A 15507-nucleotide genomic window follows, 5' to 3' on the forward strand; every position below is an offset into this window, starting at 1 on the left:
GCGGCATGAGCGAGAACCCCACCACCCACGAGACCGCCGAGACCGCGGCCTCCCCCGCGGCCAAGCCGGCCGGTCTGCTCTGGACCGCCGTCGGCGGCGGCGTCGCCACCGTCGTCAGCGCCTTCCTCGCCTGGACGTGGACCGACGCGTTCCCCGGCAACCTCACCATCTACGGCAACCCGGCCCCGCTCCAGCTGCTCACGCTGATCGGCGCCGTGCTCACCATCGCCCACGCGCTCTCCGCACGCGGCGTCAAGGGCCTCGGCTGGCTCACCCCCGGCGGCGCCCGCAAGGCGCTGTGGATCGTGGCCCTCGGCACCTTCGCCACCACCCTGTTCACCGCGATATCCATCGTCGTCGAGCTGGGCGCCCTGGTGGACCTGGAGCCCGGCGCCGGGGTCGCGGTCCTCGCCTCGGCCGTCCCCGCGCTGGCCGCGTACAAGCTGCCGGACGACAGCCGCAAGCCGGCCCGCGCCAAGGCGCTGCCCTCCTGGGCCGAGATCCTGATCATCGTCGTCGTCTTCGCCCTCGGCCTGTTCGTGGTCACCTTCGGCATCGACACCGACGACGCGGAGCCGCAGCTCTTCATCGCGTACCTGATCCTGGTCGGCTTCTCCGCCACGGCCCTCGTCAAGTCCGGCCTCACCGGGCGGCTTTCGGCGATGACCGCGCGCAACCGGCAGGTGACGATCACGGCCAGCCTGGTCATGGCCATCGCCTTCCCGTTCATCCAGCAGAGCGGCGACACGTACACGCTGATCGCGGTCAACATCCTGATCTTCGCGACCGTCGCCCTCGGCCTGAACATCGTCGTCGGTCTGGCCGGTCTGCTCGACCTCGGTTACGTCGCCTTCCTCGGCGTCGGCGCGTACACCGCGGCGCTGGTCTCCGGTGCCACCTCCTCCGCCTTCGGAGTCCAGTTCCCCTTCTGGGCCGCGGCCCTCACCGGCATGGCCGCCTCGCTGGTCTTCGGCGTCGTCATCGGCGCGCCGACCCTGCGGCTGCGCGGCGACTACCTCGCCATCGTGACCCTCGGCTTCGGTGAGATCTTCCGCATCGCCATGGGCAACCTGGACGGCACCTCCGGCCCGAAGATCACCAACGGCCCGAACGGCATCCCGAACATCCCGCAGCTGGAGTTCTTCGGCTACAACTTCGGCGAGCCGCACACCGTCCTCGGTGTCGAGCTCGGCGCGTACGCCAACTACTACCTGCTGATGATCCTCATCATGGTCATCGTCGTGGTGGTCTTCTCCCGCGCGGGCAACAGCCGCATCGGGCGCGCCTGGGTCGCCATCCGCGAGGACGAGACCGCCGCCACCGCGATGGGCATCAACGGCTTCCGGGTCAAGCTGGTCGCCTTCGCCCTCGGCGCGGCCCTGGCCGGCCTCGCGGGCACGGTCCAGGCGCACGTCAACACGACGGTGGTGCCGGAGAACTACGTCTTCGCCGGCCCCGTGCCGCCGAACTCCGCGTTCCTCCTCGCGGCCGTCATCCTCGGCGGCATGGGCACGATCAGCGGTCCGATCGTCGGCTCCGCGCTGCTCTTCCTGATCCCGGCCAAGCTGTCCTTCCTCCAGGACTACCAGCTGCTCGGCTTCGGCATCGCCCTGATCCTGCTGATGCGCTTCCGCCCCGAGGGCCTGATCGCCAACAAGCGCGCCAAGCTGGAATTCCACGAGAACGACGAACAGCCCGACGTACCGGAGCAGCGACGGCCCGCGGACGCGGAGTCCGGCACCGGTGCGGCGAAGGCGGGGGCGTGAACGCCATGACGACCACCACCGAGACCGGTACCGGCACGACGGAGACGGGCGCCGCCGTCCTGGAGGCGCGCGGGGTCACCATGCGCTTCGGCGGCCTGACCGCCGTCAGCGGCGTCGACCTGACCGTCCGCCAGGGCGAGATCGTCGGCCTCATCGGCCCCAACGGCGCCGGCAAGACCACCTTCTTCAACTGCCTGACCGGCCTGTACGTCCCGACCGAGGGCCAGGTCGGCTACAAGGGGACGGTCCTGCCGCCCAAGCCGCACCTGGTCACCCAGGCCGGCATCGCCCGTACCTTCCAGAACATCCGCCTCTTCTCCAACATGACGGTCCTGGAGAACGTCCTCGTCGGACGGCACACCCGGACCAAGGAGGGCCTGTGGTCCGCGCTGGTGCGCGGTCCCGGCTTCAAGCGGGCCGAGGCGGCCTCGCGGGCGCGGGCCATGGAACTCCTGGAGTTCGTGGGCCTGGCGGCCAAGGCCGAGCACCTCGCGCGCAACCTGCCGTACGGCGAGCAGCGCAAGCTGGAGATCGCCCGCGCGCTCGCCAGCGACCCCGGTCTGCTGCTGCTCGACGAGCCGACGGCCGGCATGAACCAGGCCGAGACCCGCACCACCGAGGAGCTGGTCTTCGCGATCCGCGACCTCGGCATCGCCGTCCTGGTGATCGAGCACGACATGAAGTTCATCTTCAACCTGTGCGACCGGGTCGCCGTCCTCGTCCAGGGCGAGAAGCTGGTCGAGGGCACCTCCGAGGTCGTCCAGGGCGACGAGCGGGTCGTCGCCGCGTATCTGGGCACGCCGTTCGAGGGCGCGCCCGGCGCGGAGGAGGCGGCCGAGGTCGCGGCGGCGGAGGCCCACGCGGCCGGGGCGGCCGAGTCCGCCGAGCCCGCCGAGTCCCCCGAGTCCGCCGAGGGCACGGACAGCACCACCGAAGGAGACTCCAAGTGACCGCGCTTCTGGAGGTCGAGGACCTCAGGGTCGCCTACGGCAAGATCGAGGCCGTCAAGGGCATCTCCTTCTCCGTCGAGGCGGGCCAGGTCGTCGCCCTGATCGGCACCAACGGCGCCGGCAAGACCACGACCCTGCGCACGCTGTCGGGCCTGCTCAAGCCCTCCGGCGGCACGGTCACCTTCGACGGCCAGGTGCTCAACGGCATCCCGGCCCACAAGGTGGTCTCGCTGGGCCTCGCCCACTCCCCCGAGGGCCGGCACATCTTCCCGCGCCTGAGCATCGCGGAGAACCTCCAGCTGGGCGCCTTCCTCCGCAAGGACAAGGAGGGCATCGAGCGGGACGTCCAGCGGGCCTACGACCTCTTCCCGATCCTGGGCGAGCGCCGCAAGCAGGCCGCGGGCACGCTCTCCGGCGGTGAGCAGCAGATGCTGGCGATGGGCCGGGCGCTGATGTCCCAGCCGAAGCTGCTGATGCTGGACGAGCCCTCGATGGGCCTCTCCCCGATCATGATGCAGAAGATCATGGAGACCATCGCGGCGCTGAAGGCCGAGGGCATGACGATCCTGCTCATCGAGCAGAACGCGCAGGCCGCGCTCTCCCTCGCGGACTACGCGTACGTGATGGAGGTCGGCACGGTGAAGCTCTCGGGCACCGGCCCGGACCTGCTGGTCAACGACGAGGTGCGCAAGACCTACCTCGGCGAGGAGTAGCCGCCGCCGTCCGGACACGAAGAGAGGCCCGCCCCACGCGCTCGTGGGGCGGGCCTCTCTTCGTGTCACTGCTCCTTGGCCTTGGCGGCCTTCTTCTCCTCGGCGTCCTCGATGACCGCCTCGGCGACCTGCTGCATGGACATCCGGCGGTCCATGGAGGTCTTCTGGATCCAGCGGAAGGCGGCCGGCTCGGTGAGGCCGTACTGGGTCTGGAGGACCGACTTGGCGCGGTCCACCAGCTTGCGGGTCTCCAGCCGCTGGGAGAGGTCGGCGACCTCCTGCTCCAGGGCGCGCAGCTCGGCGAAGCGGGAGACGGCCATCTCGATGGCGGGCACCACGTCGCTCTTGCTGAACGGCTTGACGAGGTACGCCATGGCGCCGGCGTCCCGGGCGCGCTCGACGAGCTCGCGCTGGGAGAAGGCGGTGAGCATGAGGACCGGGGCGATGGACTCGCCGGCGATCTTCTCGGCCGCCGAGATGCCGTCGAGGACGGGCATCTTCACATCGAGGATGACCAGGTCGGGGCGGTGCTCGCGGGCGAGCTCCACGGCCGTGGCGCCGTCGCCGGCCTCGCCGACGACGGTGTAGCCCTCCTCCTCCAGCATCTCCTTGAGGTCCATCCGGATGAGGGCCTCGTCCTCGGCGATGACGACGCGGGTCGTCAGCGGCGGGACGTGCGACGTGTCGGCGGCGGCGTCGTCGTCGGCGGGCTGGGGCGACTCGGGGGCGGTCACGCGGGCTCCTCGTTCCAGGGCAGATACTGCTCCCCCGAGCCTACCTAGCTCCTGTAGGGTGGTGCTCCGCAGGGGCCACATCCCCCTCGTTTTCCAAGGCCCCAGTACTCCAACTGGTCAGAGAGGCCGCTCTCAAACAGCGGACAGTGTGGGTTCGAATCCCACCTGGGGCACTTTTCTTTCGATTCCAAGGTCGATCACTCGTGACGCGATCGTCACCCACCCGCGTGAAGCCTCACCATCCGTACCGCAGGGCCGGAACGAAGCGGTCACGATCGGCCGTATGCACTTCCATGGAGCAGAGGTACGACAGCGGGCGCTGACGCTCCTGCGCGACGGCGCCAAGAACGCTGACGTCGCACGCGGGCTCGACGTCCCCCTCGGCACCATCAGCAGCTGGAAGCACGAGGATCGCGCGAAGCGCGGAGAGTGCCCGGGCAGGCCCGTCGCGGCCTGCCCCCGCTGCGACGGCCGAGAGCTGGACGAGACGGCGTACGCGTACGTTCTGGGGCTCTACCTGGGGGACGGCCACATCAGCCGGCACTCCGCTCACCGCACACCGAGCCTCATGATCACGCTCGACGACTCGTGGCCGGGAATCCAAGACGAGGCCGAATCCGCCCTGCGCGCGGTGTTCCCCGACAACGCCACATGCCGCGTGCGCAAGACGGGCTGCCACAACGTCAAGGTGTACTCCCTGCATCTCGGCTGCCTCTTCCCTCAGCACGGGCCCGGCAGGAAACATGAGCGGGCCATCGTTCTTGAAAGCTGGCAGCAGTCGATCGTCGACGCGCATCCGTGGTCCTTCGTCCGGGGACTCGTCCACTCCGACGGATGCCGGAACGTGAACTGGACCACGCGGGTCGTAGCAGGTGTGCGCAAGCACTACGAATACCCGCGCTACTTCTTCTCGAACGTCTCGGACGACATCCGACAGCTCTACACCGACACCCTCGACAAGCTCGGCGTCGAATGGAAGACCTGCAGCCGCCGCGGTCGTCCTTACAACGTCTCCGTCGCCCGGCGGGCATCCGTCGCGCTCATGGACGCCCACGTCGGCCCGAAGTACTGATACGCCGCCGGACCGTCAGTTCGTCAGCGCCTCGCCGATGCGGTGGACCCGGACCAGGTTGGTGGAGCCCGCCACGCCGGGCGGTGAGCCGGCCGTGATGACCACGATGTCGCCCTTCTCGCAGCGGCCGATCCGCAGCAGCTCCTCGTCCACCTGCGCCACCATCGCGTCGGTCGAGTCGACGTGCGGCCCCAGGAAGGTCTCGACGCCCCAGGTGAGGTTGAGCTGGGAGCGGGTCGCCGGGTCGGGGGTGAAGGCGAGCAGCGGGATCGGGGAGCGGTAGCGGGAGAGGCGCTTGACGGTGTCGCCGGACTGGGTGAAGGCGACCAGGAAGCGGGCGCCGAGGAAGTCGCCGATCTCGGCGGCGGCCCGGGCCACCGCGCCGCCCTGGGTGCGCGGCTTGCTGCGCTCGGTCAGCGGCGGCAGGCCCTTGGCGAGGACGTCTTCCTCGGCGGCCTCGACGATCCGGCTCATCGTGCGCACGGTCTCGACAGGGTACTTGCCGACGCTGGTCTCGCCGGAGAGCATCACGGCGTCGGTGCCGTCGATCACGGCGTTGGCGACGTCGGACGCCTCGGCGCGGGTCGGCCGGGAGTTGTCGATCATCGAGTCGAGCATCTGGGTCGCGACGATGACCGGCTTGGCGTTCCGCTTGGCCAGCTTGACGGCCCGCTTCTGGACGATCGGCACCTGCTCCAGGGGCATCTCGACGCCCAGGTCGCCGCGGGCGACCATGATGCCGTCGAAGGCGGCGACGATGTCCTCGATGTTCTCGACCGCCTGCGGCTTCTCGATCTTGGCGATGACCGGGACCCGGCGGCCCTCCTCGTCCATGATCCGGTGGACGTCCTCGATGTCCCGGCCGCTGCGGACGAAGGAGAGGGCGATCACGTCGGCGCCGGTGCGCAGGGCCCAGCGCAGGTCCTCGACGTCCTTCTCGGACAGCGCGGGGACGGAGACCGCGACGCCCGGCAGGTTGAGGCCCTTGTTGTCGGAGACCATGCCGCCCTCGACGACCCGGGTGTTGACCCGCGGCCCCTCGACGGAGACGACCTCCAGGGTGACCCGGCCGTCGTCGACGAGGATGCGCTCCCCGGCGGTGACGTCCTCGGCGAGGCCGGCGTAGGTGGTGCCGCAGCAGTGGCGGTCGCCCTCCATCGGCTCGACGGTGATGGCGAACTCGTCGCCGCGTTCAAGGAGTACGGGACCTTCACGGAAGCGGCCGAGGCGGATCTTCGGGCCTTGAAGGTCGGCCAGCACGCCGACGTTGCGGCCGGTCTCCTCGGCGGCCTTGCGAACGCGCTGGTAGCGCTCCTCGTGCTCGGCGTAGGAGCCGTGGCTGAGGTTGAGGCGGGCCACGTCCATCCCGGCTTCGACCACGGCCTTGATCTGGTCGTATGTTTCGGTGGCGGGCCCAAGGGTACAAACGATTTTTGCTCGGCGCATGAGGCGAGCCTAGGGCTTACCGGCGGGTAGCGAATGGGCCGGGCATGACTACTCAACAACCTTTCAGTGAAAGGTTGTTGACAAGTCTTGAATCTGTGCGACCGGCTGCTCTGATGAGCGATTTCCGGCCTCTTCGGGGGTACGTCTCAGAGTGCGGGCGGCGCCATCGTGAAGCGCGCGGCGACCTCCGCGGTGACCGTCTGCCGCTGCGGTTCGAGCTCCAGCGGGGCGGGCGCGTCGACCGCCTCCGCCGCGAACGCCATCCGCGCCCCGCCCATCGGCACCGGGCCGCCGCCCTGTCCGAGCCCGGTGTCGGACAGTTCGAGCAGCGCCACCAGCGAGGAGCCCAGCGCCTCCGCGTACTCGCGCGCCCGGCGCACCGCCTCCCCCACCGCGCGCCGGCGCGCCTCCGCGTACGCCGGGGAGTCCGGGCGCAGCGCCCACCACGGGCCGTCCACCCGGGTCCACTCCAGGTCGGCCAGGCGCGTGGTCAGCTCGCCGAGGGCGGTGAAGTCGGTCAGCTCCGCCGACAGGTGCACCCAGCCCTGGTAGCCGCGCACCCGCTCGCCGCGCCCGTGCCGGGAGGGCTCCGGGCTGACCGAGAGGGCGCCCGTCTCCAGCTTGGCGACGGCGTCCCCGTACGACTTCACGAGGGCGATGGCCTCAGCGTTCCGGGCGGTCAGGGCGGCGAGGACGGAGGAGCGGTCGGTGCCGCGGGCGCGGACCGAGACGCCGATCCGGGCCAGCTCCGGGTCGACCTCCAGTCGACCCTCGCCACGGACCGTCACCTGGGGCGCCTCGGGGGTGGGCTGCTGCTGTGTCATGCCGAACACTTTCCCACTCCGTAACCCGATAGGGCTGTTGCGACCGAGCGATCCGAGCCAGAATCTACGCGCGTTGTGCGCCACGGTCGGCGCCCGCGCCACAGAACCACTAGGGGAGAACACACATGCCGCTGAACCGCAGGACCTTCCTGGAGCGCTCGGCCGCCGCCGGGGCCGGAGTGGCCCTCACCGGGGCCGTCGCCGTTCCCGCCGAGGCCCACGACGGCGGCCACGGCCACGGTCACGACCGGCCGCGTCCGAAGAAGCGGTACTCCTTCACGGTGATGGGCACGACCGACCTGCACGGGAACGTCTTCAACTGGGACTACTTCACCGACAGGGAATTCGACGACAAGGCGCACAACGACGTCGGCCTCGCCAAGATCTCCACCCTCGTCGAGCAGGTCCGCGCCGCCAAGGGCCGCCGCAACACCCTGCTCATCGACGCCGGCGACACCATCCAGGGCACCCAGCTGTCCTACTACTACGCCAAGGTCGACCCGATCACGAAGGCCGGCGGCCCGGTCCACCCGATGGCCCAGGCCATGAACGCCATCGGCTACGACGCCGCCGCGCTCGGCAACCACGAGTTCAACTACGGCATCCCGGTACTGCGCAAGTTCGAGCAGCAGTGCGACTTCCCGCTGCTCGGCGCCAACGCGCTCGACGCGAAGACGCTGCGCCCGGCCTTCCCCCCGTACAGCATGCACCGGCTGCGCACCCCGCACGGGCGGGACGTCAAGGTCGCCGTGCTCGGGCTGACCAACCCCGGCATCGCGATCTGGGACAAGGCCAACGTCGGCGGCAAGATGGTCTTCCCCGGGCTTGAGGAGCAGGCGGCGAAGTGGGTGCCGAAGCTGCGCTCCATGGGCGCCGACGTGGTCGTCGTCTCCGCGCACTCCGGCTCCAGCGGCACCTCCTCGTACGGCGACCAGCTCCCGTACGTCGAGAACGCGGCCGGGCTCGTCGCCGAGCAGGTCCCCGGGATCGACGCGATCCTCGTCGGCCACGCGCACACCGAGATCCCCGAGTACCGGATCGCGAACAAGGCGACCGGCAAGGAGGTCGTGCTGTCCGAGCCGCTCAAGTGGGGCCAGCGGCTCACCCTCTTCGACTTCGACCTGGTGTGGGAGAAGGGCCGCTGGACCGTCGAGAAGGTCGGCGCGCAGGTCCTCAACTCCAACACGGTCGCCGAGGACCCGGAGATCACCGGGCTGCTCGCGGACGAGCACAAGAAGGTCGTCGCGTACGTCAACCAGGTCATCGGCACCTCCACCGCCGCCATGACCACCGCCGACGCGCCGTGGAAGGACGAGCCGATCATCGACCTGATCAACGTCGTCCAGGCCGAGACGGTGAAGGCGGCCCTCGCCGGCGGCGCCTACGCGGCCCTGCCGGTGCTCTCCCAGGCGTCCTGCTTCTCCCGCACGGCCCGGATCCCGGCCGGCGCGATCTCCATCAAGGACGCCGCCGGGCTCTACCCCTTCGAGAACACCCTGGAGGCCCGCCTGATGACGGGCGCCCAGATCGCGGAGTACCTGGAGTACTCGGCGAAGTACTACGTCCAGACCCCGGCGGGCGGCCCCGTCGACACCGCGAAGCTCACCAACGCGGACAACACCCCGGACTACAACTACGACGCCGTGTCCGGGCTGACGTACGAGATCGACATCGCCAAGCCGGTCGGCAAGCGGATCGTGAACCTCTCCTTCGAGGGCAAGCCGCTCGACCCGGCCGCGCGGTTCGTGCTCGCCGTCAACAACTACCGGGCCAGCGGCGGCGGCGCCTTCCCGCACGTGGCCAAGGCCCAGCAGCTGTGGGCGAACTCGGACGAGATCCGCAACACCCTCATCCAGTGGGTGCAGGCGAAGGGCACGGTCGACCCGGCCCTGTTCGCCTCGGTGGGCTGGAAGCTGACGCGGGACGGCGTCCCGGTCTTCTGATCCGGCCCTACTGCTGCACGAGAGGCGTCAGCTTCTGGCCCTGGGCCGGGATGCTCGGCGCCTCTCGCGCGTCCAGGCCGAAGGTGGTGAAGGCGGTCCGGCGCGGCAGCGGGTACGGCTCCGTGCCGGTGACCGAGTTGAGGATGACGGCGCTGCGCCAGGCGGCGAGCCCCAGGTCGGGGGCGCCGACGCCGTGGGTGTGCTTCTCCGCGTTCTGCACGTAGACCGAGCCGGTGACCGACGGGTCGAGGACCAGCCGGTACGCGGCGTCGATCCGGGGCCGCCCGGCCGCGTCGTGCCGCATGTACGGGTCGAGCCCGGCGAGCATCCGGCCGACCGGGCGCTCTTGGTAGCCGGTGGCCAGCACCACGGCGTCGGTGGTGAGCCGGGAGCGGGTGTTCTGCTGGGCGTGCTCCAGGTGCAGTTCGATCCTGGTGGTGGCGACCCGGCCGGCCGTGCGGACCCGGACCCCGGGGGTGAGGACCGCGTCCGGCCAGCCGCCGTGCAGGGTGCGCCGGTAGAGCTCGTCGTGGATGGCGGCGATGGTGTCCGCGTCGATGCCCTTGTGCAACTGCCACTGGCGGGGCACCAGTTCGCCGCGCACCGGCTCGGGCAGGGCGTGGAAGTAGCGGGTGTAGTCGGGGGTGAAGTGCTCCAGGCCCAGCTTGGAGTACTCCATCGGCGCGAACGCCTCGCTGCGGGCCAGCCAGTGCAGCTTCTCGGCGCCCTCGGGGCGGCCCCGCAGCAGGTCCAGGAAGACCTCGGCGCCCGACTGCCCGGAGCCGATGACGGTGACGTGCCCGGCGGCCAGCAGGCTCTCGCGGTGGGTCAGGTAGTCGGCGGAGTGGATCACCGGCACGCCGGGCGCGTCGGCGAGCGGGCGCAGCGGCTCGGGGACGTACGGCTCGGTGCCGACGCCGAGGACGACGTTGCGGCTGTACGCGCGGCCCAGCGCCTCCGCCTCCCCGTCGGCGTCCAGCTGGGTGAAGTCGACCTCGAACAGGCGCCGTTCGGGGTTCCAGCGGACGGAGTCGACCTGGTGTCCGAAGTGCAGCCCGGGGACCTGGCCGCTGACCCAGCGGCAGTACGCGTCGTACTCGGCGCGCTGGATGTGGAACTTCTCGGCGAAGTAGAAGGGGAAGAGGCGGTCGCGGCCGCGCAGGTAGCTGAGGAAGCTCCAGGGGCTGGCCGGGTCGGCGAGGGTCACCAGGTCGGCGAGGAAGGGGACCTGGAGGGTGGCGCCCTCGATGAGCAGGCCGGGGTGCCAGTGGAAGGCGGGGCGCTGCTCGAAGAAGGCGGTGGCCAGGCCGCCGGGGACGCCGTGGGCGAGCGCGGCGAGGGAGAGGTTGAACGGGCCGATGCCGACGCCCACCAGGTCGAGCGGGCGGTCGAGGTCGTGCGGGGGGGTGCTGCCGGTCATCGGTCGGTGCCGCCTTCCACGAGGGTGAGGATCTGTGCCAGGTCGCCGGGGGTGGCGTGGGGGTTGAGCAGGGTGGCCTTGAGCCAGAGCCGTCCGTCGGCCGCGGCCCGGCCGAGGACGGCGCGGCCCTCGGCGAGCAGGGTGCGGCGGATCCCGGCGACGGTCTCGTCGGGGGCGCCGGAGGGGCGGAAGAGGACGGTGGTGAGGGTGGGCCGGGCGTAGAGCTCCAGGCCGGGGGCCTTCTCGACCAGGTCGGCCAGCTCCTCGGCGAGCGCCATGCACGCGTCGACGAGGGCGCCGAGCCCGGTGCGGCCCAGCGCGCGCAGGGTGACGGCGGTCTTGAGGACGTCGGGGCGCCGGGTGGTGCGCAGGGAGCGCCCGAGCAGGTCGGGGAGGCCGGCGTCGGTGTCGTCGTCGGCGTTGAGGTAGTCGGCGGTGTGCCCGAGTACGGCGAGGTCGTCCGTGTCCCGGACGGCGAGCAGTCCGGCGGCGGCCGGCTGCCAGCCCAGCTTGTGCAGGTCGACGGTGACCGTGCGGGCCCGGTCGAGCCCGGCGAGCAGCGGGCGGTGCCGGTCGCTGAAGAGGAGCGGGCCGCCGTAGGCCGCGTCGACGTGCAGGTCGGCGTGGCCGTGGGCGGCGCACAGGTCGGCGAGCTGCGGGAGCGGGTCGATCAGCCCCGCGTCGGTGGTCCCGGCGGTGGCGGCGACGAGCAGCGGCCCGGGGAGCTCGGTGAGCGCCTGGGCGAGGGCGACCGGGTCCATGGTGCCGTTGGGGGCGGGCACGAGGACGGGTTCGGGCAGCCCGAGGAGCCAGGCGGCGCGGGTGAAGGAGTGGTGGGCGTTGGCGCCGACGAGGGTGCGCACGGTGCCGTGGCGTTCGCGGGCGAGGAGCAGGGCGAGCTGGTTCGACTCGGTGCCGCCGGTGGTGACGAGGGCGTCGGGGCGGGGCGCGGCGGGGAAGGTCTCGGCGGCGAGGGCGGCGGTGACGAGCGCTTCGAGGACGGAGGCGGCGGGGGCCTGGTCCCAGGAGTCCATCGAGGGGTTGAGCGCGGAGGCGGCGAGGTCGGCGGCGGCGGCGAGCGCGAGCGGCGGGGTGTGCAGGTGGGCCGCGCACAGCGGGTCGGCGGGGTCGGCGGCGCCCGCGGCGAGCGCCCGTACGACGGTGGCCAGGGCCTCGGCGGCGCCGGTGCCGTGCTCGGGCAGGGCCTCCCCGAGGGCCTCGCGCACCCGGTGGGCGACCGCCGCGGGCCCGCCGGCCGGGAGGGGGCCGCCGCGCTCCTCGGCGCCGGCGCGCAGGGCGTCGAGGACGGCGGCGAGGAGCGGACGGAGCTGTTCGGGGCCGGGGGCGCCTCCGGCGAGGGGTGCGGCACGCATGGACGACAGGGTGCCGGGGGTTCTGCGGGTTTGTCCGGAGAGTGCGGTGCTGTGACCCGAACGGGGGACGGGGCCCTTGCGGCGGCGCCCCCCGTTGGGCGGCTACGCGCTACTCGTAGAACTCCTCGTCTTCTTCCTCTTCGATTTCGTCTCCCGGCGGATCGACTCGGTGGTTGTAGATCGTCGTCCCCAGCGTCCGGACTCGGTCGTCCAGGGCCAGCCACTCGTCGTGGGAACCGAAGGCAACGAGCGTGGTCTGCTTCGCCTCCGAGGTCTTCGCGAAATCCAGCAGCTCGCCGAGGCGCGCGTGGGCCGCTTCGACCGCCTGCGTCAGCGCGCGCCTCCTGTGCTCGAAGATCTCGCTGACCGTCAGTGTCTCGTCCTCGTGGACCTGCTCCTTCTCCCACTCCCTGGCGCGCAGCGGATCGGAGGCGAGGACGAGACGCCACTGGTTGAGTGGCACGGCCGCGACACCTCCCTGATCGCGGCGCACACGGTCGGCACGGTCGAGGTCGATGTCGGAGATCGTGTACATCTCCGACCGTTCCCGGACCATGAGCTGCTGGGAGGTGAACGAGTTCACGCATTCGCGGCTCTCATCGAACGCGTTGGCCGCTGTGGCGAGCAGCCACAGCCCCTCCTCGTTCTCGGACAGCCCTTCGACGACTTGATCGACATTGGACCGCCACGGGACCGTGTGGCCCACCGCGGAACCCACGTTCCGGGTGATCAGTTTGTCGGCGATGAGTGCGATGCCACCCGCCACGGCCAGCGTCTGCCGGGCGTTCACATCACCGTCCTGGGCGGGCTCGACCAGTTCGGTGAAGTCCTCGCACGGCACCGGGTTCCACGTACCGAGCGTCCCCTTGTTCAGCACACCGCCGTTGGCCCAGGCATGGCGTGCCTGCTTCAGCGAGGCCGACTTCGCACCACGCCACGGCAGGTCGATGATCGGGCCGAGCAGGTCCGCGTAGCCCGCGCTGGTCATTCGGCGGGTGCCCTTGATGTCCTTCGCGGCGCGCTTGACCTGGCCGAACACTTCGGGTCTGGTGAGATGGTTCACCAGATACACCGCGCGCCACAGTGCCGTGGGCGGAATCCTCTGGTCCTTGAAGATCTCCGGCAGCTCCCGCGCGGCCCGCCGCCCGAGCGCCAGGCCCACTATGCCGCTGAGGAATCGCGAGTCCGCCGAACCGTCGAGGTGCACGCGCCGCAGGGCCCTGGAGCCGACCTCCACGTTCTGCGCGGCCGGCTCCCAGGCTTTGAACTCGACGTGCACGGAGGCGAGAATGGAGCGCACCGCGTCGTCGAACACTTCGTCGGCTTGGAGCCCGGCACTGCTGTGACGTCGTACACCTACCGTGATCTGCGCCGGAACCACCAGAGTCTGACCGAGCCGGACCGCACGGTCGGACGGATGCTCCCCCAGCCCTTGATAGAACTCCGCACGCAGGGCGGCCAACGTATCCCGGCGCCCGAGCGCCATCCGCTGGCCGAGCGGCTTCTCCGCTCCCCGCCGCTGTGGCTTCTCGGCGAGCAGCACATCCGCGGCGGTCTTCGCGATCTGGTCGGGGCCTGGGGCGTCCTCTCCTGTCAGAAGCGCCCAGGCGCTGGTCAGCCTGGTGATCCCATCACGCACCACGAGGACGTCGACGGACTCCGTCTCGTCGTTGAACTCCAGCCGCGCTGGATGCGCGATGACGGCCCGGGTGATCCGTCGGGCAAGGATTGACTGGTCGTAGGGGTCCGGGTTGGCCCGGCGGGTGGCGGCGATCGTCTGCTTGAGGTGGGCGCGAAGATGACTGAGGTCGCGGTACCGGTACACGACGGAGGCGCGAGGCTCCCCGTCGTCATCCACTTCGCCGAATACCTGTGGATCGTCCTCGGAGAGAGCCTCCTGGCCCGTACGGGGCTGAAGCCCCGGGAAGAGCTCGGTCAGCCAGGCCCGGGTGTGCAACGAGCGGAGGGTCGCACCCTCGACGTGCTCCTCGATGAGGGCGGACGTCCATCCCTTGTGGCTGCGCAACTGCGCGGCGGCAGCGTCCGGCGCGACGATGCCGCGCGCGACAGCGTGCCAGGACTCCGTGTTGAGGCTGGCGCCGTGAGACTGCTGCCCCGCCTTGACGAGTGCGCCGCGTTCGGAAACGGAGGACAGCTCAGGGAGATGGCTTTCAAATCCGGAGACGGTGAACTCCTCGTCTCCGAAGAAAAAGGTGATGGTTTGCGGACCTTCCCGCTCGAACTCTTCTTCATCACCCCTGAAGCCCTCAGGACCTTTGAACTCTGTAGCGATTTGCATCATTCTCCTTTGAGTCGAAGGCTCTATGGCGTCTACAGGGGTGTCTACTAGTGGCCTCAGACACCGTGGACCGCTAGAATGGGCACGTAGTCCGGGTGGTGTGCCGAAAGGCGCACGCCAGGTCTGCTCTCACGGAGCCCCGGCCACAAGGCCGGGGCTCCGTCGCTTCCGGCGACGTCAGGCTTCACGCGGAGGCGCTGCCTTCGGCAGGTACCGCTCGTACCAATCCCAGAGATGCACGCGCGTCTCATGACGCACCACGGACTGAAAGGCGCAGTACGCCACCAGGTCAGCGGCCTGGAGCCAGATCGAGCGGTGGGCCGGCAGCTGGAGCGGCGGCCCGACGATGCTCACCGGCCGGATCTCGCCGTACACCTCTTCGTAAAGCCGGTCCGTACCGTCACCGTCCACGATGAGTTCCGCGCTCTCGTGGTCTGCGACGAGACGCCCGTCGAGGTCACGCACCAGGCCGGCGAAGGCGGCCCGTTCCGCCGCCCGGATGTCGGTGCCGACCGAGTAGACGGACGTCACGACCAGGCCCGGGAACGCCCCGATGAGGTCAAGGGCTCCGCGAGCCATCCGGCGACGTTCGGCCCGGGAAGGGTTGCGCCCGCCGGGACGACCCCGTCCGGTGAGGAACTTGTAGGAGTGGAGCTCATAGTCGGTGGGGACACCGTGCCACTGCTCCCACAGCGAGCGGAGCGCGTTCCATTCGCGCGCGAAATCGGCCTCACGACCGATCGGAACGCTGAGGGCCGAATAGAAGCGGAGCCCTGTCTTCGCGTCACCGGAGTCATCGCTGTAGATGTGCCGGTCGACAGGGATGTGCGCGTTGATGGCGGTAGGGCCTTTCGCTGGATCCGTCCGGAATGCGGGCGTCGTGCGGCTGCACCGCTGACCCGTCGGCGGATCCATGCGATACGCGCTGCGTCGACCCGGAAAGCCGCTCAACGGACTCTCGCTCGCC

12 protein-coding genes and 1 tRNA gene are annotated in these 15507 nt (G+C 70.5%); 6 read left to right on the plus strand and 7 right to left on the minus strand.

Going from position 1 to position 15507, the window contains the following annotated elements:
- Window positions 1-5: 5 nt before the first annotated feature.
- Genes AB0C99_RS07900 through AB0C99_RS07910 form a run of 3 tightly spaced genes read left to right on the plus strand, consistent with a single transcriptional unit; the run spans window position 6 to window position 3429 of the window.
- Entirely contained in the window at window positions 6-1766 is a 1761-nt protein-coding gene (locus AB0C99_RS07900) for a branched-chain amino acid ABC transporter permease (RefSeq protein WP_362470956.1), read from the plus strand.
- A 5-nt stretch (window positions 1767-1771) separates the two neighbouring features.
- A complete protein-coding gene (locus AB0C99_RS07905) occupies window positions 1772-2716 on the plus strand; it encodes an ABC transporter ATP-binding protein (protein ID WP_362471286.1) in 945 nt (314 codons plus the stop codon).
- Entirely contained in the window at window positions 2713-3429 is a 717-nt protein-coding gene (locus tag AB0C99_RS07910) for an ABC transporter ATP-binding protein (RefSeq protein ID WP_362470959.1), read from the plus strand. The genes AB0C99_RS07905 and AB0C99_RS07910 overlap by 4 nt, the downstream gene beginning before the upstream one ends.
- 65 nt (window positions 3430-3494) lie before the next feature.
- Here AB0C99_RS07910 and AB0C99_RS07915 read toward each other — a convergent pair whose 3' ends face one another.
- Window positions 3495-4163: a response regulator gene (locus AB0C99_RS07915; protein ID WP_362470962.1), complete on the minus strand. Its 669-nt coding sequence runs from the start codon at window positions 4161-4163 to the stop codon at window positions 3495-3497.
- Between the two features lie 98 nt (window positions 4164-4261).
- Here AB0C99_RS07915 and AB0C99_RS07920 point away from each other — a divergent pair.
- Together AB0C99_RS07920 and AB0C99_RS07925 are read left to right on the plus strand one after the other, a co-directional pair.
- Window positions 4262-4336, plus strand: a tRNA-Leu gene (locus AB0C99_RS07920).
- A 110-nt stretch (window positions 4337-4446) separates the two neighbouring features.
- A complete protein-coding gene (locus AB0C99_RS07925) occupies window positions 4447-5235 on the plus strand; it encodes a helix-turn-helix domain-containing protein (RefSeq protein ID WP_362470965.1) in 789 nt (262 codons plus the stop codon).
- Window positions 5236-5250: 15 nt separating this feature from the next.
- Here AB0C99_RS07925 and pyk read toward each other — a convergent pair whose 3' ends face one another.
- Together pyk and AB0C99_RS07935 are read right to left on the minus strand one after the other, a co-directional pair.
- Complete coding sequence (gene pyk, locus AB0C99_RS07930; protein WP_362470968.1) at window positions 5251-6681, minus strand: pyruvate kinase; 1431 nt, start codon at window positions 6679-6681, stop codon at window positions 5251-5253.
- Window positions 6682-6827: 146 nt separating this feature from the next.
- Complete coding sequence (locus AB0C99_RS07935; RefSeq protein WP_362470971.1) at window positions 6828-7505, minus strand: SIMPL domain-containing protein; 678 nt, start codon at window positions 7503-7505, stop codon at window positions 6828-6830.
- A gap of 125 nt (window positions 7506-7630) precedes the next feature.
- On the opposite strand from AB0C99_RS07935, the gene AB0C99_RS07940 reads away from it, so the two are divergent.
- Window positions 7631-9448 (plus strand): 5'-nucleotidase C-terminal domain-containing protein, encoded by a 1818-nt coding sequence (locus AB0C99_RS07940; protein ID WP_362470973.1) that lies wholly within the window; start codon window positions 7631-7633, stop codon window positions 9446-9448.
- Between the two features lie 7 nt (window positions 9449-9455).
- Here AB0C99_RS07940 and AB0C99_RS07945 read toward each other — a convergent pair whose 3' ends face one another.
- The 4 genes from AB0C99_RS07945 to AB0C99_RS07960 all read right to left on the minus strand — a co-directional run bounded on the left by AB0C99_RS07945 (window position 9456) and on the right by AB0C99_RS07960 (window position 15455).
- On the minus strand, window positions 9456-10868 hold the full coding sequence (locus tag AB0C99_RS07945) for a SidA/IucD/PvdA family monooxygenase (protein WP_362470976.1): 1413 nt from the start codon (window positions 10866-10868) through the stop codon (window positions 9456-9458).
- Window positions 10865-12241 (minus strand): aminotransferase class V-fold PLP-dependent enzyme, encoded by a 1377-nt coding sequence (locus AB0C99_RS07950; protein ID WP_362470979.1) that lies wholly within the window; start codon window positions 12239-12241, stop codon window positions 10865-10867. The genes AB0C99_RS07945 and AB0C99_RS07950 overlap by 4 nt, the downstream gene beginning before the upstream one ends.
- Before the next feature lie 109 nt (window positions 12242-12350).
- Window positions 12351-14543 carry a hypothetical protein gene (locus tag AB0C99_RS07955; protein WP_362470981.1) on the minus strand — a complete coding sequence of 731 codons (2193 nt, stop codon included), beginning with the start codon at window positions 14541-14543 and terminating at the stop codon, window positions 12351-12353.
- 174 nt (window positions 14544-14717) lie between these two features.
- Complete coding sequence (locus AB0C99_RS07960) at window positions 14718-15455, minus strand: DUF3800 domain-containing protein (RefSeq protein ID WP_362470984.1); 738 nt, start codon at window positions 15453-15455, stop codon at window positions 14718-14720.
- Window positions 15456-15507 lie beyond the last annotated feature (52 nt).

The organism is Streptomyces sp. NPDC048659, from assembly GCF_040650575.1.
GTDB lineage: Bacteria > Actinomycetota > Actinomycetes > Streptomycetales > Streptomycetaceae > Streptomyces.